At 38.1% G+C, this 17,846-nt stretch carries 16 protein-coding genes and 6 tRNA genes; 13 read left to right on the forward strand and 9 right to left on the reverse strand.

Annotated features, from left to right (window positions below):
- The first annotated feature begins 45 nt into the window (after positions 1-45).
- The 5 genes from HMPREF3112_RS06660 (at position 46) to HMPREF3112_RS06680 (ending at position 459) form a co-directional block, all read left to right on the forward strand.
- A tRNA-Tyr gene (locus HMPREF3112_RS06660) sits at positions 46-126 on the forward strand.
- A 5-nt stretch (positions 127-131) separates the two neighbouring features.
- Positions 132-202 (forward strand) — tRNA-Trp (locus HMPREF3112_RS06665).
- Between the two features lie 11 nt (positions 203-213).
- A tRNA-His gene (locus tag HMPREF3112_RS06670) sits at positions 214-286 on the forward strand.
- Positions 287-294: 8 nt separating this feature from the next.
- A tRNA-Gln gene (locus HMPREF3112_RS06675) sits at positions 295-366 on the forward strand.
- A 9-nt stretch (positions 367-375) separates the two neighbouring features.
- Positions 376-459 (forward strand) — tRNA-Leu (locus HMPREF3112_RS06680).
- A 73-nt stretch (positions 460-532) separates the two neighbouring features.
- Here the strand turns inward: HMPREF3112_RS06680 and HMPREF3112_RS06685 are convergent.
- The 5 genes from HMPREF3112_RS06685 to HMPREF3112_RS06705 are packed head-to-tail and all read right to left on the reverse strand — an operon-like array spanning position 533 to position 4,023.
- A complete protein-coding gene (locus HMPREF3112_RS06685; protein WP_004182166.1) occupies positions 533-1,666 on the reverse strand; it encodes a tyrosine-type recombinase/integrase in 1,134 nt (377 codons plus the stop codon).
- A 3-nt stretch (positions 1,667-1,669) separates the two neighbouring features.
- Entirely contained in the window at positions 1,670-1,864 is a 195-nt protein-coding gene (locus HMPREF3112_RS06690; RefSeq protein WP_000598356.1) for a DUF3173 domain-containing protein, read from the reverse strand.
- A gap of 59 nt (positions 1,865-1,923) precedes the next feature.
- On the reverse strand, positions 1,924-2,310 hold the full coding sequence (locus HMPREF3112_RS06695) for a hypothetical protein (protein ID WP_001096844.1): 387 nt from the start codon (positions 2,308-2,310) through the stop codon (positions 1,924-1,926).
- 2 nt (positions 2,311-2,312) lie between these two features.
- Positions 2,313-3,509, reverse strand: a complete 1,197-nt coding sequence (locus HMPREF3112_RS06700; protein ID WP_004182182.1) for a replication initiation factor domain-containing protein — start codon at positions 3,507-3,509, stop codon at positions 2,313-2,315.
- Positions 3,510-3,549: 40 nt separating this feature from the next.
- Entirely contained in the window at positions 3,550-4,023 is a 474-nt protein-coding gene (locus HMPREF3112_RS06705) for a hypothetical protein (protein WP_000182279.1), read from the reverse strand.
- Positions 4,024-4,342: 319 nt separating this feature from the next.
- Here HMPREF3112_RS06705 and HMPREF3112_RS06710 point away from each other — a divergent pair, with 319 nt between their 5' ends.
- Entirely contained in the window at positions 4,343-4,789 is a 447-nt protein-coding gene (locus HMPREF3112_RS06710; protein WP_000287814.1) for a helix-turn-helix transcriptional regulator, read from the forward strand.
- A 163-nt stretch (positions 4,790-4,952) separates the two neighbouring features.
- Here HMPREF3112_RS06710 and HMPREF3112_RS06715 read toward each other — a convergent pair whose 3' ends face one another.
- Entirely contained in the window at positions 4,953-5,279 is a 327-nt protein-coding gene (locus HMPREF3112_RS06715; RefSeq protein ID WP_009732038.1) for a DMT family transporter, read from the reverse strand.
- A 596-nt stretch (positions 5,280-5,875) separates the two neighbouring features.
- Between HMPREF3112_RS06715 and HMPREF3112_RS06720 the strand changes: the two genes are divergently transcribed.
- The 5 genes from HMPREF3112_RS06720 to HMPREF3112_RS06740 all read left to right on the forward strand — a co-directional run bounded on the left by HMPREF3112_RS06720 (position 5,876) and on the right by HMPREF3112_RS06740 (position 13,119).
- On the forward strand, positions 5,876-10,270 hold the full coding sequence (locus HMPREF3112_RS06720) for a PolC-type DNA polymerase III (RefSeq protein WP_070438807.1): 4,395 nt from the start codon (positions 5,876-5,878) through the stop codon (positions 10,268-10,270).
- Positions 10,271-10,433: 163 nt separating this feature from the next.
- Positions 10,434-11,675, forward strand: a complete 1,242-nt coding sequence (locus HMPREF3112_RS06725) for an aminopeptidase (protein ID WP_048675213.1) — start codon at positions 10,434-10,436, stop codon at positions 11,673-11,675.
- Between the two features lie 19 nt (positions 11,676-11,694).
- On the forward strand, positions 11,695-11,925 hold the full coding sequence (locus HMPREF3112_RS06730; RefSeq protein WP_002889604.1) for a GlsB/YeaQ/YmgE family stress response membrane protein: 231 nt from the start codon (positions 11,695-11,697) through the stop codon (positions 11,923-11,925).
- Positions 11,926-12,057: 132 nt separating this feature from the next.
- On the forward strand, positions 12,058-12,486 hold the full coding sequence (locus HMPREF3112_RS06735; RefSeq protein WP_070438811.1) for a MarR family winged helix-turn-helix transcriptional regulator: 429 nt from the start codon (positions 12,058-12,060) through the stop codon (positions 12,484-12,486).
- Positions 12,487-12,573: 87 nt separating this feature from the next.
- Complete coding sequence (locus HMPREF3112_RS06740) at positions 12,574-13,119, forward strand: NAD(P)H-dependent oxidoreductase (RefSeq protein ID WP_048675220.1); 546 nt, start codon at positions 12,574-12,576, stop codon at positions 13,117-13,119.
- 87 nt (positions 13,120-13,206) lie between these two features.
- On the opposite strand, the gene HMPREF3112_RS06745 is transcribed toward HMPREF3112_RS06740, so the two are convergent.
- The 3 genes from HMPREF3112_RS06745 to ahpC all read right to left on the reverse strand — a co-directional run bounded on the left by HMPREF3112_RS06745 (position 13,207) and on the right by ahpC (position 15,562).
- A tRNA-Cys gene (locus HMPREF3112_RS06745) sits at positions 13,207-13,277 on the reverse strand.
- A gap of 175 nt (positions 13,278-13,452) precedes the next feature.
- Positions 13,453-14,985: an alkyl hydroperoxide reductase subunit F gene (gene ahpF, locus HMPREF3112_RS06750; protein WP_004182171.1), complete on the reverse strand. Its 1,533-nt coding sequence runs from the start codon at positions 14,983-14,985 to the stop codon at positions 13,453-13,455.
- Between the two features lie 16 nt (positions 14,986-15,001).
- Complete coding sequence (gene ahpC / locus HMPREF3112_RS06755; RefSeq protein ID WP_002886340.1) at positions 15,002-15,562, reverse strand: alkyl hydroperoxide reductase subunit C; 561 nt, start codon at positions 15,560-15,562, stop codon at positions 15,002-15,004.
- Positions 15,563-15,834: 272 nt separating this feature from the next.
- Here ahpC and rpsB point away from each other — a divergent pair, with 272 nt between their 5' ends.
- Together rpsB and tsf are read left to right on the forward strand one after the other, a co-directional pair.
- The gene (gene rpsB / locus HMPREF3112_RS06760; protein ID WP_002886342.1) at positions 15,835-16,602 is read left to right on the forward strand and encodes a 30S ribosomal protein S2; all 768 of its coding nucleotides are present in this window, start codon (positions 15,835-15,837) and stop codon (positions 16,600-16,602) included.
- Between the two features lie 110 nt (positions 16,603-16,712).
- Positions 16,713-17,753: a translation elongation factor Ts gene (gene tsf / locus HMPREF3112_RS06765; RefSeq protein ID WP_002886343.1), complete on the forward strand. Its 1,041-nt coding sequence runs from the start codon at positions 16,713-16,715 to the stop codon at positions 17,751-17,753.
- The last annotated feature ends 93 nt before the right edge of the window (positions 17,754-17,846 follow it).

Raw genomic sequence — 17,846 nt, forward strand, 5'->3', positions numbered from 1 at the left:
TGTGTCGGCGGTTCGATTCCGTCTCGCGCCATTTGTTTATATTTTGGAAGGGTAGCGAAGAGGCTAAACGCGGCGGACTGTAAATCCGCTCCTTCGGGTTCGGGGGTTCGAATCCCTCCCCTTCCATAGTTACGGGCATAGTTTAAAGGTAGAACTAAGGTCTCCAAAACCTTCAGTGTGGGTTCAATTCCTACTGCCCGTGTTAGTAAAGTGGCGAATGTGGTGAAGTGGTTAACACATCAGATTGTGGCTCTGACATTCGGGGGTTCGATTCCCCTCATTCGCCTATATTTTTGGGGTATAGCCAAGCGGTAAGGCAAGGGACTTTGACTCCCTCATGCGTTGGTTCGAATCCAGCTACCCCAGTTATACTTTGCCGGCGTGGCGGAATTGGCAGACGCGCTGGACTCAAAATCCAGTGTCCGCAAGGACGTGCCGGTTCGACCCCGGCCGCCGGTATAGTAAAAAAGACAAGGTTTTCGGACCTTGTCTTTTTTTCTCTGTTTTTGTTGAGTTACCAATTTTTTCCATTTTAAAATAAATCATCAAGTTTATTAGCCAATGTTTTCTGTTTGCTAGGGTACAAATGAGAATAAGTATCAATTGTTGTTGTAATAGATGCGTGTCCTAATCTTTCTTTGACAACAAGATAATCTTCTCCTTGATTTATAAGTAATGATGCATGAGAGTGTCTTAAATCATGAATTCTTATTTTCTTTAAATCTTTATCCCTTTCTAGTATTTGCTTAAACTTCTTATCAATCATATTTTTTGTAATTGATATTGGTGTACTCTGTATTATTTGAAGTTCTTCAGTATTTTTCGTAAATTCCTCAAGTTTTTCTTTTTGTTTTACTTTCCAATCTATTAGCATTTCTGCTAATTTCTGATTTATTGTTATATTTCTAGTTCCTGATCGTGTTTTTGTTGTATTAATGTAGCTTGTATTATTAACAAAGTATACCGTTTTGGTAACGTAAATCGTATTTGTTAAAAGATTTATATCATTCCAGTTCAATGCGAGGATTTCTCCCATTCTCATTCCAGTAAAGAAAGCAATTACGAAAAACAGGTCATAACTTATTTCATCATCTCGAATAAGTCCTCTAAATCTCGTGAATTCTTCTATACTCCAAAATTTAATATCAGGCTTCCTAATTGGTAATTTTCTCAGATTCTTAACTGGATTTTTATCAATGAGTGATTTTCTTATACCAGTATCAAAAATTTTTTTAAGTAGAATCAGAACCTTATTAATTGTATTATAGCTTAAAACTTCATTTTCATTTTGTTTTTTAGGTTTTGTTTTTAGGTATTCACGAAATTCGAATATATGGTCATACGTTAATTTATTTAAATTTGTATTTTTAAAATATGGCTTAATATGACGCTCATAATTATTTCTTTGTGTACTTGTGTAGCTTACTTTTCTGCCATTTTTCAAATCATCTTCTTCAAGTAAGTCGAATAACATATCCGTTGTTACTACAAAGTCAAATTGTTTTTCTTTTAATTCTACAACTCTAATATGTTGTTCAAGTTCTAGGGCTTCCTTTTTAGATTTTAATCCTTTACGAATAATACGTATTCTTTTTTGTGTGACTGGGTGGAAACCGTTAGAAACATCAACAGTCCATTTACCACTTTTAGTTTTACGAATAGTCATTCATTATGCTTCTTTCTGGAGTTCAATTCCTAGTAGTTCTTCAGCGACACTGGCTGGAATTGTACCAATCCGTTTGTTATCGTAGATATTAAAACCACGATTCACTAATAGTAATTTGCCAGTATGGATAATCTTTCTTGCAGTTCCTGGAGCAAATCCAAGTTCGATAAGGTCATCTTTTGTTACAGTTTTAATCATGTGCTCTCCTTTTCTAATTAGATTAAGTACGGGGAGGATTAACTCCCCTTGTCTTATACTTATTTTTGTTTTACATCTACTAAATGGATAGCATCCGCCTTGTAATACATCGTTGAACTAATCATAGTAGCTTGTAAATTGTCAAATGTAACTGGTACTTGATCCATTGCTTGGATATAGTCATTATCGACTAAAGCTTCTGGATTGTCTACTGAGACTTGGGTTGATTTCTTTTTGAATTGTCCATCCTTGATCGTTACATTGTATTTCCAACCAATGATTTTATCGGTATTAAAACGTCTTTCGCTACCATCTCGGTTTTTGATAATTTCTCCGTTTGCATCTGCTCGGACTTCCGTTTCAAATTTTGGAATGACTTCATCCAATTCAAATTTTGTTCCAATGTTATTGAAATTCCAGTCATTTTGTGAGAGCATTTTTGCCATATTTAATTTCTCCTTTTGATATTTTCTTTGATTGTAGGGATTAAATCTTCTCTTTTAAAGAGAATTGCCCTTTCTATTAATCCACTTGCTAAATCTGGTGGATATTCCATATTGTTGAGTGCGAGATAGTTAGATTTCTCATACTCATGCAGTAAGTTATTGTCGTATAGAAATTTATACGCTTTTAGAATAGCTCCAGAACCTTTATAGGTAAACCATTCTAATTTTTGTTCTAGTTCTGTCTTTGGTTTTGAAATAATGATAGAGACAGGTTTTGAGTGACCTAAAAACTTTTCCCAAGATCTCAAAGGTTTTGAGAAGTGACTATCACTATAGAACCTCACTTTTTCTTTGAGGTATCCCTTGGTAAAGTTAAGAAGATCTATTTCTGAATGCAACCATTCTTGAATGAAGTAGTGAGCTTTTGCTTTCCTAAGTTCTAACTCAGTTCTTATCCAATTTTCTATATACCGCTTGCTGATCCCGAGCTTTTCAGCTTGTTCTAAGCGCTTATCGTAAATTCTAAGTCTTTCATCATCATTGGGTTTTCTTAAATATAAGGTCTGACCGATCGTTTCATCTCCGTAGGTATTGTAGTAGGTGCTTTTTCCATATAGAAAGCGTTTCTTCTGACAAATCTTTAGAAGTTGATTAGGAGTGAAATAGGGTGTTTCATTAAAATCATCTATTGCAATATCAATTCGTCTTACTGAAAAATGAATGTAATTGTAGTAGAGGTTGTTCAGAAACTGTCTTTCGGAGAGACTATTTGGATCTAATACCATATCTCTATAGAACTCTAGTGCCTGTCCTGACATGACAAGCATGTAGGACGACTCTTTCGATCCATAGTAGATACGGATATTCCCATAATGAAGCTGGCTATCATAGTTATAGTATTTAAGGCTCCCCTTATTCTCAATAAATAGGTCAAAGTCAAGAAATAGGATATCTTCGATTATTTCTTTTGGCGAAAATTCAGTCTTATCAAACTGAATTTGAATCCAGTCAAATACAGAACGTAAATGCTCATTTTTTGCCATAGATTTTGATTCAACTTTTTGCCTAATTTTGCCACCCTTAAAATCTCCAAAACCCTTGGTAATACTGAATTTTTTCGATGGTACACCTAACTTGCAGAGGGTGGTGTTACTACACACCCTATCGGTCAAAAATGGTCCGTCCGCATCTACGCTCATTTTCGGCTTTCTGCCTCATGGCTCAGCCGAAAACTCGCTATTAGCCGAACCTATTTTTTGACCTCTTGTTAACAAACCCTAGTAAGCCGGTTTGCATCGACTCTTCAATATCTTGGATTTTCTTTTTTAGGTTGGAATTCTCAATTTTTATCAGTCGCATTTCTCGCTTAAATTCCTGTTTTAAGGCGCTCAGTTCATCGTAGAGCTCATCTATTACTTGGTTTAGGGATTCATGTTCATTGTCTGCTAGACTCCCAAATACGGCTTGTATAGCCTCTTTTAGACCTATTTCAAGTTTTAGTTTAGCTAACTTTTGAAATTGTCTAAGGTCTTCGTCTGTAAAATCATAGGCAACTGTATAACTTAATTGATGAGTTCTGGGATTTCTACTGATAGGAACTTTAATTTTCTTAAATTCCTTGCCACTTATCTCTTTAATCAGTTGAATCCAATTTTTAAGAGTAGAGGTAGAGTTTAGGCCAGAAATTTGATTGACTAACTCTTTATTGGTCATCTTTTTGTGAAACCTCCGAAATTTTCTTGTGCAACTGAAGAGTTTTCTGTGGTATAATTGTTACATAATATGTTTTGATCTTGGAACGAACGGCACATTTGTTTCAAGATTTTTTATTTTGTCGAATCCTACCTCCTTTATTAAAATTTTTTAAATCGACTACTAGTTACATACGCTTTTACCTCCTTTTATGCTATAATATTCTCAATGGAATATTCAATCTCAAAATAAATATTCCTTATGGAATAATTCTATTTTATACCGTTTAGAATATTTTGTCAAGCTAAAATATACGAATAAGAATATCTATAGGAGAATTATGTATACAGAGGATTATAAATTTTCAGAGAGGTTAAAAACTCTCAGAAAATCAAAAAAGTTAACTCAAGTACAAATATCGGAATTAATTGGAGTTCAACAAGGGACATATTCTCGGTGGGAGAATGGAACGTTAGAACCAGGATTAGAATTCGTTGTGAAATTAGCAAATATCTTTGGGACTACTACAGATTATTTGCTGGGACAAAAACCTTATTCAATTATCAGTAGTTTACCTCTAGAACAATTAGATCTTACCAATATTGCAAACTTTTCAAAGGATGAGTTTGATATTTTGAAACATTCAATAGCAGTTTCGGTGGCAAGAAATAAAATAAAGGCAACAGAACTAAAAGATAGAGTTATAGAAAAAAATCAGTTGTCAGAAAAAGATGCAGAACTTTTGAATAAGATTTTTGAAGAAGTTAAAACTTATTGGGAAAATTAGGAGGACGCTAGTCTTCAAAATTCCCTCCCAAAATGTGTCCAAAATATTGACAGAATTCTAGCTTTTCATTATAGTTCTTATGGAACTTTTTTTCTACAACAAAATAGGCTCCATAATATCCATAGGGGATTTACCCACTACAAATAGTATAGAGCCGGTTTTATTAATGTCCTGCATTTCCTAATAAGTTAACCATGACAACACCAATGATAATCAAAATTAAACCGATAATGCTATAAACATTTAGTGTTTCTTTGAAAATCATTACTGCGATAGAGGCTGTCAAAACTAAACCGACAGCTGACCATGTTGCATAAGCTATTCCTAAAGGAATTTTTTGCATTGCTAGTGAGAGGAAATAGAAACAAACGCCATAGCTAAGTAGGGCAGAAACGGTTGGAATAGGCTTTGTAAAACCGTCTGATAATTTCAAAAGGTTAGTTCCCAATATCTCTCCTACAATGGCGATAAAAAGATAAAAGTATGACATGTCTTTAACCTCCTATATGTCATGTTTTTGCTCTAAGAGCTATTATAGCTATCCGTTTTTTATAAATCTTGGCACAAGTCATGAGAATTTGTAGTAAAACTGTGGCAGACACTTTTTCAGAACCAATAGCTGATAAGTTTAGTATATCATAAGATAAATTTAAAAAAAAAAGTTTTGTTAGAAAATGAATTATCAAATTCTTGGGCTAAAGAGTTATTTTTGTTAAAATAATAAAAAACACTTACCCTAATTAAAGGAGAAAATAAAATGATTACATTAACTGTTAATCGTACAAGTGTCTTGAATACCTCTGGATGAATATAACCTGTTGGGACATATCGTCTATTCTCTGATGATGCTCTTAGAACGATAAGGTATGGAGTGTTACCAAAAAGTTACTAAAATTTGAAAAATGAGTCTATTTTGCAAGATTCAAAAGGCTTAAAACCCTATTAAATCAGGGTTGTAAGATTTAAATAATGGAGTTATGGAACTCAAAATCCAGTGTCCGCAAGGACGTGCCGGTTCGACCCCGGCCGCCGGTATAAGTTACACTCCTTAAGGAGTGTTTTTTTGTCTATAGGAGTTTATTTTTTATGTCTGATAAATTTCAGCTTCTCTTAAAACAAATTCGTTTTCCTGAAGATCACGATGCTTTTAAAGAAATTAAAGATGGTTCTATTGAAATAGTAAAGCTATTTAAATCAAAACGCCAATGGTTTTTTGTTTTTTCTTTTCCTAGTGTTCTGTCTTATGAGTCTTTTGCTCTTTTTGATAGTTTACTTCACTCTTCTTTTAATTCTTTAGGTGCTAAAGCTTCTTTTGAGATTCGTTTAGTTACTACTGCTTGCGATGATTCTTTACTTGGAGATTATTTTTCATATGCTTTAGATAGTTTAAAAGTGTCACACTTTTCTACTTATTCTTTATTCTCAAATCTAAAGGTTGAGATTTCGAATAATAGTATTTTTGTTAAAGCTCCAGAGCATATTATAAAGGAAAATGTACAGGATAGATTTATTTCTTTGATATCTAAATCTCTTTCTCAAGTTGGTTTATCTGATGTATCCATTTCTGTTGTCGAAGATAAGGAAGCTTCATCTTCTTTAGAAGAGGCTTACCAAACAAATAAGGTTTCTTTACAAGAACAAGCCGAGTCTCAAGCAAGACAAGCGCTTCAATCTATTCTTGAAAGTGCCCCAGCACCGAAACCTGTGACCGAACCATCACAAAATTTTGCTGAGAAACAAAGTCAACGTCAAGCTAGTTTTGATAAGGCTGAAATAACGCCAATGGTTGATATTAATTCTGAAGAGAATCGTGTTGTTTTTGAAGGATATATTTTTGATGTAGAGCAACGTGAAACTAAGACGGGTCGAATTATTATTAATTTTAAGGTAACTGATTATACCTCTAGTTTTGCTATGCAACGATGGGTCAAAGATAGTGATGAGCTTGCTAAGTTCGATATGATAAAAAAGGGGAACTGGGTTAGGGTTCGTGGCCGTATCGAGAATAATCCTTTCACTCATAGTCTGACTATGAATGTGCAAGATATTAAAGAGATTTCCCATACTCCTCGTAAGGATTTGATGCCTGAGGGACAAAAGCGTGTGGAATTTCATGCGCATACCAACATGTCGACTATGGATGCAATGCCAACTGTTGAAGATCTTATTGATACAGCGGCTTCTTGGGGACATCCAGCAGTTGCCATTACTGACCATGCTAATGTTCAGAGTTTTCCTCATGGCTACCATAGGGCTAAGAAAGCTGGGATTAAGGCTATTTTTGGTCTTGAAGCCAATCTTGTTGAGGATAAAGTTCCTATTGTTTATAATTCCCAGAATTTGGAATTAAAAGAAGCAACTTATGTTGTATTTGACGTTGAGACAACGGGTTTGTCTGCTGTCCACAATGATTTGATTCAGATTGCGGCATCAAAAATGCATAAAGGTAATATTATTGAGCAATTTGATGAATTCATAGATCCAGGACATCCTCTTTCTGCATTTACTACTGAGTTGACCGGTATTACTGATAATCATGTTAAAGGTGCTAAACCTTTAGTGCAAGTTTTACAGGAGTTTCAAGAATTCTGTCAAGGAACTGTGCTAGTAGCCCATAATGCGACCTTTGACGTTGGTTTTATGAATGCCAATTATGAAAGACATCAGTTACCAACAATTTCACAACCGGTTATTGATACTTTAGAATTTGCACGAAATCTTTATCCTGAGTATAAGCGTCATGGTTTGGGGCCTTTGACGAAGCGGTTTGGTGTGGCTTTGGATCATCACCATATGGCCAATTATGATGCGGAAGCTACGGGTCGTTTGTTGTTTATCTTCATAAAAGATGTGTTTGATAAGCACGGTTTGACTAATCTGGAACAGTTGAACACGGATTTGGTTTCTGAAGATTCGTATAAAAAGTCTCGTGTTAAACATGCGACGCTATATGTTCAGAATCAAACTGGCTTGAAGAATATCTTTAAGTTGGTAAGTTTATCAAATGTCTCATACTTTGAGGGAGTAGCACGTATTCCTCGTACGGTCTTAGATGAGTATCGTGAGGGAATTATTGTAGGTTCTGCTTGTGCTGATGGTGAGGTTTTTGATACGCTTCTGTCTCACGGTATTGACAAGGCGGTTGAAGTTGCTAAATATTATGACTTTATTGAAGTTATGCCACCGGCAATTTATGCACCCTTGATTGCAAAGGATTTAATCAAGGATGAGGAGGCTATAGAACAACTGATTCGGGATTTGATTGAAGTCGCTAATCGTCTGGACAAGCCTGTGCTGGCTACAGGAAATGTACACTATATCAACCCTGAGGATGCCATTTACCGTGAAATCATTGTTCGTGCTTTGGGACAAGGAGCCATGATTAATAGGCCAATTGGTAAGGGAGAAAATGCGAAACCTGCTCCTTTACCTGAAGCTCATTTTAGGACAACTAACGAGATGCTAGATGACTTTGCCTTTTTGGGAAAAGACTTAGCCTATGAAATTGTTGTAACTAATACGCAGGCTATGGCAGATCAAATTGAAGAGGTTGAGGTTGTCAAAAAAGACTTGTACACACCTTTCATTGATCGTGCGGAAGAACAGGTTGCGGAGATGACATATGCTAGAGCGTTTGAGCTTTATGGAAATCCTTTGCCTGATATTATTGACCTGCGAATTGAGAAAGAGTTGTCTTCAATTCTTGGTAATGGTTTTGCCGTAATCTACCTGGCTTCGCAGATGCTAGTTAACCGTTCAAATGAACGTGGCTACCTAGTTGGTTCGCGTGGATCTGTCGGATCTAGTTTTGTTGCGACGATGATTGGAATTACTGAGGTCAATCCGATGCCACCTCATTATCTATGTCCTAATTGTCAACACTCAGAGTTTATTACAGATGGTTCCTATGGATCTGGCTTCGATTTGCCTGATAAGGAGTGTTCGGAATGTGGAACGGAGTATAAAAAAGATGGTCAGGATATTCCTTTCGAGACCTTCCTAGGTTTTGATGGGGATAAGGTTCCTGATATCGATTTGAACTTCTCCGGTGATGATCAACCATCAGCCCACTTGGACGTTCGTGATATTTTTGGAGAGCAATATGCTTTTCGTGCCGGAACAGTAGGAACTGTTGCAGATCGGACGGCTTATGGTTTTGTTAAAGGTTACGAACGTGATTACAATAAGTTTTACCGTGATGCCGAGGTCGATCGTTTAGCCATGGGGGCTGCGGGTGTTAAGCGAAACACAGGTCAGCACCCGGGTGGTATTGTTGTTATTCCAAATTATATGGATGTCTATGATTTCACACCTGTTCAATATCCGGCAGATGATGTAACGGCTGCCTGGCAGACGACTCACTTTAACTTCCACGATATTGATGAGAACGTGTTGAAGCTTGATATTCTGGGACATGATGATCCGACTATGATTCGTAAGTTGCAGGATTTATCAGGAATCGATCCAAAAGATATTCGAGCAGATGATCCAGATGTAATGAAACTTTTTTCAGGGACTGATATTTTAGGGGTAACACCTGAACAGATTGGGACACCAACGGGAATGTTGGGAATCCCTGAGTTTGGGACTAACTTTGTTCGTGGTATGGTAGACGAGACGCATCCGACGACCTTTGCGGAACTCTTACAGTTATCTGGTTTGTCCCATGGTACAGACGTTTGGTTGGGTAATGCACAAGATTTGATCAAGGAAGGTATTGCCACTCTGAAAACCGTTATCGGTTGTCGTGACGATATCATGGTATACCTAATGCATGCGGGATTAGATCCTAAGATGGCCTTCACGATCATGGAACGTGTGCGTAAGGGGATGTGGTTGAAGATTTCCGAAGAAGAGCGTAATGGCTATATTCAAGCCATGCGTGAAAATAATGTTCCAGACTGGTACATTGAATCTTGTGGTAAAATCAAGTACATGTTCCCTAAAGCCCATGCGGCAGCCTACGTTATGATGGCCCTACGTGTAGCTTATTTCAAAGTGCACCATCCTATTTATTACTATTGTGCCTACTTCTCGATTCGAGCTAAAGCATTTGAGCTTAAGACGATGTCTGCGGGTCTTGATGCTGTTAAAGCTCGAATGGAAGATATTAAGGAGAAGCGCCAACGAAATGAAGCGACTAATGTTGAAAATGACTTATTTACAACGCTTGAAATTGTCAATGAAATGTTAGAACGTGGATTTACCTTTGGTCAGTTGGATCTTTATAAGAGTCAGGCAACTGAATTTCTGATTGAAGGAGATACTTTGATTCCACCGTTTATTGCACTTGAAGGTTTGGGTGAGAACGTTGCTAAGCAAGTGGTTGCTGCGCGTGAAGAAGGTGAATTCCTTTCCAAGACAGAATTACGTAAACGAGGAGGCCTATCATCAACCTTGGTTGAAAAATTGGATGAAATGGGCATCCTAGGAAATATGCCAGAAGATAATCAATTAAGTCTTTTTGACGATTTCTTTTAATAGCTAAAGAGAATCGTCATCAACTTTGAGAGAATGGAGTCAGTCTCCGTTCTCTTTTTGTTTAGGGGTCTGCATGTGATGTTAAAAAGCCAAAGCTGAGAAGAAACCTTTTTCTTCGTCTTATGGTATACTGATAGAAAATTATAGTTTCAAGGAGTTAATCATGGTTTTACCAAATTTTAAAGAAAATCTTGAGAAATATGCCAAATTATTGGTTGCTAATGGGATTAATGTGCAACCTGGTCACACAGTGGCCTTGAGCATTGATGTAGAACAAGCAGAGCTAGCTCATCTCTTAGTTAAAGAAGCCTATGCTCTAGGAGCAGCTGAGGTAATCGTTCAATGGTCAGATGATATTATTAATCGCGAGCGCTTCTTGCACGCTGATATGGACCGTATCGAAGAGGTTCCTGCCTATAAAAAAGCTGAGATGGAATATTTGTTGGCCAAGAAGGCAAGTCGCTTAGGTGTTCGTTCATCAGATCCAGGTGCTCTTAATGGTGTAGCTCCTGAACGTTTATCTGCTCATGCTAAAGCTACTGGAGTGGCTTTTAAACCTATGCAGGTGGCAACTCAGTCTAATAAGGTTAGTTGGACTGTAGCTGCTGCAGCTGGTAAGGAATGGGCTAAGAAGGTCTTTACCGATGCTTCGAGTGATGAGGAAGCTGTAGATTTACTTTGGGACCAAATTTTCAAGACTTGTCGTGTCTATGAAGAGGACCCTGTACGTGCTTGGAAGGAACATGCTGACCGTTTGGATGCTAAAGCACGCCTACTCAATGAGGCACAATTCTCAGCCTTACACTACCAAGCACCTGGAACAGATTTGACATTAGGATTACCTAAAAACCACGTTTGGGAGTCTGCAGGTGCCATTAATGCGCAAGGTGAAGGCTTCCTTCCTAATATGCCAACAGAAGAAGTCTTTACGGCACCTGATTTTCGCCGTGCAGATGGCTATGTCTCAAGCACAAAGCCTCTAAGCTACAATGGTAATATTATTGAGGGAATCAAGGTAACCTTCAAAGATGGTGAAATTGTAGACATCACAGCGGACCAAGGCGATGAAGTGATGAAGAATCTCGTCTTCAACAATAATGGGGCGCGTGCTCTAGGTGAATGTGCTTTGGTACCAGATCCAAGTCCTATTTCACAGTCAGGCATCACCTTCTTTAACACTCTTTTTGATGAGAATGCATCCAACCACCTAGCTATTGGAGCAGCCTATGCTACCAGTGTTGAGGGAGGGGCAGACATGACAGAAGAGGAGCTTAAGGAAGCTGGTCTTAATCGTTCTGATGTACACGTAGACTTTATGATTGGTTCAAATCAAATGGATATTGATGGTATCCGCCAAGATGGTAGTCGTGTACCGATCTTCCGAAATGGGGATTGGGCAATCTAAGAGTGATGGAGGATTTCTCATGATTGGAAGTATGATAGTTGGTTTTCTCATTGGCCTTATTGCCTCTGCTATATCAAATAGGGGTGAACGTATGGGCTGTATTGGTAAGACCTTTGTTGGATGGTTAGGTGCTTTTGTTGGTCAGCTTCTTTTTGGAAATTGGGGACCGATGCTAGCAGATACTGCTATAGTCCCTTCGGTACTAGGTGCTGTTATCTTATTAGCCCTTTTTTGGAATCGTAATAGTTAGAAATGAAAGAGTTCTGAGGTATTGGTTAGATATCTAAGGACTCTTTTTTCTTATTTTTTCATTTTCATATACCACTTTTAGAAAAACTGTGGTAGAGTAATAAAAACAGCATCTATTTGGAAAGGACTAGAAATGAGTGACTTAGATAAAAACATGGCTGTAAAAAGTATGGTAGTTATGCGTAAGGCTTTTCGTACCATCGATGCCAAGGTTTCTGAGACCTTTAAAGAATTTAATTTGACACCAACTCAATTTGGTGTCATGGAGGTGCTTAATGCCAAAGGACGTATGAAGATTGGCGAATTAATTGACCGCATGCTTGCCACCTCCGGGAATATGACTGTCGTCATTAAAAATATGGAGAAAAAAGGTTGGTTGACGCGAGAAGCCTGCCAAACAGATAAGCGTGCTTTCGAGGTTGATTTGACGGATGAGGGCCGTCGTATTATTCAAGCAGCAATCCCGCCACATCAGCGAGCTATTGAGGAGACTTTTTCCGTTCTAACACCTGAAGAACAGGAACAGTTGGTAGAGCTCCTGAAAAAATTTAAGAATGTTTGAGCATATTTCTTTATATTTCTAATGGAATTATATATATTACTATGTAGTAATAAAAAACATTTATTAGAAATACAAAGGAAGTGTATTATGAAAAACATTCTATTTATCGTTGGGTCTCTTCGTAAGGGATCATTTAACCACCAATTAGCAGAAGAATCTGAGAAAATGCTAGCTGGTAAAGCTAATATTTCTTATCTTGACTATAGTCAAGTACCTGTTTTTAATCAGGATTTAGAAAGTCCAGTTCTTCCAGTTTTGGCAGAAGTTCGAGAACAGGTCTTGGCAGCAGACGCAATTTGGATTTTCTCACCGGTTTATAATTTCTCAATTCCTGGGCTAGTGAAAAATTTGCTTGACTGGTTGAGCCGTGCCCTTGACCTATCAGATCCTTCAGGGCCATCAGCTCTTCAAGATAAGATTGTAACCGTGTCATCAGTTGCTAATGGTGGTCACAATCAACTTTTTGATGCCTACAAAGACTTGTTACCATTTATCCGTACCCAAGTGGTTGGTGATTTTACAGCGACACGTGTAAATGATACAGCTTGGGCGGATGGGAAATTCCTAGCAACTGAAGAAGTTCTTGAAAGCCTTCAGAATCAAGCGGAAGCTTTGATTGAAGCGATTAAATAAGAATAATGAATACCCGAGGTTTCTAGCTTCGGGTATTTTTATATGCAATAATGAAAAAAGACACCCTAAGGTGTCTTCGTATTATGAAGGCGGTAGACGGATTTGAACCGACGATCAAGCTTTTGCAGAGCCGTGCCTTACCACTTGGCTATACCGCCATAACAGATACCATTCTATCGAAAAAAAAAAGATTCGTCAAGTCTCTTTCATCAAATTGACTGGTTGATTATTCAAACTGCCTATTTACAAGAAACATAAAGAGGTTGAAAGACATTCAACCTCTTCATATTAATTATAACTGTTGTAGATTGATTACTAACATGTTAGTGTTGATTATTGTCTAATCAAGTAATCAAAGGCTCCAATAGCAGCTGTAGCACCAGACCCCATGGAGATAATAATTTGCTTGTAGGCGCTATCTGTACAGTCACCTGCAGCAAAAATACCAGGGATATTTGTTGAACCAAATTTATCAACGATAATTTCTTGGCGCTCATTGAGTTCAATGCCACTATCTTTGAGCCAAGCAGTACTTGGTACAAGACCAATTTGAACAAAGACACCTTCAAGATCAAGATGTTTTTCTGCGTTTGTATCACGCTCAACGTAATTCAAACCAGTTACATGATCTTGACCAACAATTTCTTTGGTTGCAACGTTCTTAAGAATGGTTAGATTATCAGTTTTAGCAGCTCGTTCTTGTAAGACTTGATCTGCCTTTAATTCAGGTAAGAACTCTAAGACTGTAACATGTTTAGTAATGCCTGCTAAATCTAAAGCCGCTTCCAAACCTGAGTTACCACCACCGATAACTGCAACATTCTTCCCTTCAAATAGTGGACCATCACAGTGTGGGCAGTAAGTAACACCTTTATTGCGGAATTCTTCCTCGCCAGGAACGTTGATATTACGCCATTTGGCTCCGAGAGCTAGGATAGCAGTTTTGGATTTTAAAACGGCACCGTTAGCCAGTGTCACTTCAATAAGTTCTTTCTTCTCAATGCCAGTAGCTAATTGACTTTTGATGATATCAACATCATAAGATTTCGTATGCTCCTCAACTTGGGCCATTAACTTAGGACCTTCTGTATATAGCGTACCAATCATGTTCTCAATGCCGACTGTCTCGATAACTTGTCCACCAAAGGTTTCTGCTAAAAGACCAGTTTTTAAACCTTTACGGGCAGCATAGATGGCCGCACTGTTTCCAGCAGGACCACCACCAATAACCAAAACATCATAGACACCTTTATCAGCGAAAGCATCAGCATCAAGTGGTCCGTCCAATTTTTCTACAAGCTGTTCAATGGTTGCACGACCAGATGTAAATTCTTCTTGGTCTTTGTAAACCGTAGGAACAGACATGATACCTTTGGCTTTGACCTCATCCTGATACATACCACCTTCAATCATGGTGTGAGTGATATTTGGGTTCAAAACAGCCATTATATTAAAGGCTTGAACAACGTCCGGACAATTGTGACATGTTAATGAAACATAAGTCTCTAAATCGATGGGTTTATCAATCTTCTTGATACGTTCGATAGTGTCCTCATCAACTTTAGGTGGACGACCAGAAACTTGCAAGAGAGCTAAAATGAAAGATGTGAATTCGTGGCCCATTGGTAAGCCTGAGAAAATAACACGACTTTTTTGCCCTTTTTGTGCAATACCAAAACTAGGTTGACGTTTTAAATGTGTTGATTCAAGACTAATGCGGTCAGACATAGCGGCAATCTCGTCAAGAAATTCCTTCACTTTTCGAGAATTATCATCATCCCCTAAATCTGTTTGTAATACAATATCAGATTCTAGTAAATTTAAATATTGTGCTAATTGCGTCTTGATTTCTTTGTCTAAGACCATGGATACCCCCTGGTTGTTAAATTTTACCTACAAGATCTAAGCTAGGAGTAAGTGTTTCAGCTCCTTCTTTCCATTTGGCCGGACAAACTTCACCTGGATGTTGGCGAATATATTGAGCAGCACGGACTTTATCAATAAGAGTGCTTGCATCACGTCCAATACCATCAGCGTTAATTTCCATCATTTGGATAACGCCATCTGGATCAATGATGAATGTACCACGTTGTGCGAGACCATCTTCCCCAAGAACATCAAAGCCTTGTGAGATGTGGTGTGAAGGATCTCCAATCATAGGATAAGTAATAGTTCCAACAACATCTGAGTCATCATGCCAAGCTTTGTGAACAAAGTGAGTGTCAGTAGAGACAGAGTAAACCTCTACACCAAGAGATTTAAGAGCTTCATATTGTTCTTGAAGGTCACCGAGTTCAGTTGGGCAGACAAATGAAAAATCTGCAGGGTAGAAGCAGAAAACAGCCCATTTTCCCTTAACATCTTCATCTGTAACAGTAATGAATTCCCCGTTGTGGTAAGCTTGTGCTGAAAATTCAATAATTTCTTTTCCGACTAATGACAAAATAATGTCCTCCTCTATTTTTGATAGCCTAATTATAAACAAAATACTTATCAACCTCAAAGAAAACGATTGCAATTTTAATACGAGTGGATTTTTTCTAATGATTAGCCTGATTTTAGAGCTTGTCAAATGTCCCTTTTTTTGATAAAATACTATAGTTGCGTAAAGTGACAAATACTCATTCTAAGCCGATTGTGGTCTTGTTGCCGCAGGGTGGGACTGCAAGTCTAAAGCTTAGAAGAGGAAAAAACAATTTTTAAGGAGAAATACTCATGGCAGTAATTTCAATGAAACAACTTCTTGAGGCTGGTGTTCACTTCGGTCACCAAACTCGTCGCTGGAATCCTAAGATGGCTAAGTACATCTTCACAGAACGTAACGGAATCCACGTTATCGACTTGCAACAAACTGTAAAAATGGCTGATACAGCTTACGAATTCGTTCGTGAAGCAGCAGCTAACGATGCAGTAATCTTGTTCGTTGGTACTAAAAAACAAGCAGCTGAAGCAGTAGCTGAAGAAGCAACTCGTGCTGGTCAATACTACATCAACCACCGTTGGTTGGGTGGTACTCTTACAAACTGGGATACTATCCAAAAACGTATCGCTCGTTTGAAAGAAATCAAACAAATGGAAGCTGATGGAACTTTCGAAGTTCTTCCTAAGAAAGAAGTTGCACTTCTTAACAAACAACGTGCACGTCTTGAAAAATTCTTGGGTGGTATCGAAGATATGCCTCGCATTCCAGATGTAATCTACATCGTTGACCCACACAAAGAACAAATCGCTGTTAAAGAAGCTAAAAAACTTGGTATCCCAGTTGTAGCGATGGTTGATACAAACGCTGATCCAGATGAGATCGATGTAATCATCCCAGCTAACGATGACGCTATCCGTGCCGTTAAATTGATTACTTCAAAAATGGCTGATGCTATCATCGAAGGTAACCAAGGTGAAGATGCTTCTGCAGATTTCCAAGAAGCAGCTGCAGCTGATTCAATCGAAGAAATCGTTGAAGTTGTCGAAGGTGACAACAACTAATCTTTAAGATTGGTTTGGGCTCAATGCCCACTAAAGATACGACAAACACCTAAGGGGCGGGGCTCAGCCCTGCCCCTTAGTTTGATAAAATAAATTTGGAGAAAAACAAAATGGCAGAAATTACAGCTAAACTTGTTAAAGAATTGCGTGAAAAATCTGGTGCTGGTGTCATGGACGCTAAAAAAGCATTGGTTGAAGTTGAAGGTGATATCGAAAAAGCGATTGAATTGCTTCGCGAAAAAGGTATGGCTAAAGCAGCTAAGAAAGCTGACCGTGTTGCAGCTGAAGGTTTGACTGGTGTTTACGTTAACGGTAACGTTGCAGCAGTTGTTGAAGTTAATGCTGAAACTGACTTCGTTGCGAAGAACGCTCAATTCGTTGAGTTGGTAAACGAAACAGCTAAAGTAATTGCTGAAGGTAAACCAGCTAACAACGAAGAAGCACTTGCATTGACTATGCCTTCAGGTGAAACTCTTGAAGCTGCATACGTAACTGCTACAGCTACTATCGGTGAAAAGATTTCATTCCGTCGTTTTGCAGTTGTTGAGAAAACTGATGCACAACACTTCGGAGCTTACCAACACAATGGTGGACGTATCGGTGTTGTTTCAGTTATCGAAGGTGGAGATGATGCTCTTGCAAAACAAATCTCAATGCACATCGCAGCGATGAAACCAACTGTTCTTTCATACACTGAATTGGACGAACAATTTGTCAAAGATGAATTGGCACAACTTAACCACGCTATCGATCAAGATAACGAAAGCCGTGCTATGGTTAACAAACCAGCTCTTCCACACCTTAAATATGGTTCTAAAGCTCAATTGACTGATGCTGTTCTTGCTCAAGCTGAAGAAGATATCAAAGCTGAGTTGGCTGCTGAAGGTAAACCAGAAAAAATCTGGGATAAAATCATCCCAGGTAAAATGGACCGCTTCTTGCTTGACAACACTAAAGTTGACCAAGCATACACACTTCTTGCTCAAGTTTACATCATGGACGACAGCAAAACAGTTGAAGCTTACCTTGAATCAGTAAACGCTTCAGTAGTAGAATTCGTTCGCTTTGAAGTTGGTGAAGGTATCGAAAAAGCATCTAACGACTTTGAATCAGAAGTTGCAGCTACAATGGCAGCAGCTCTTAACAACTAATTCTAGTTGCTAGATAAAAAGAAAAGAAGTTACGTGAATGAATCGTAGCTTCTTTTTTGTTGTCTCACGAAAACCACTAGCTGTGCTAGTGGT

The organism is Streptococcus sp. HMSC10E12 (genome assembly GCF_001807855.1).
Taxonomy (GTDB): domain Bacteria; phylum Bacillota; class Bacilli; order Lactobacillales; family Streptococcaceae; genus Streptococcus; species Streptococcus salivarius.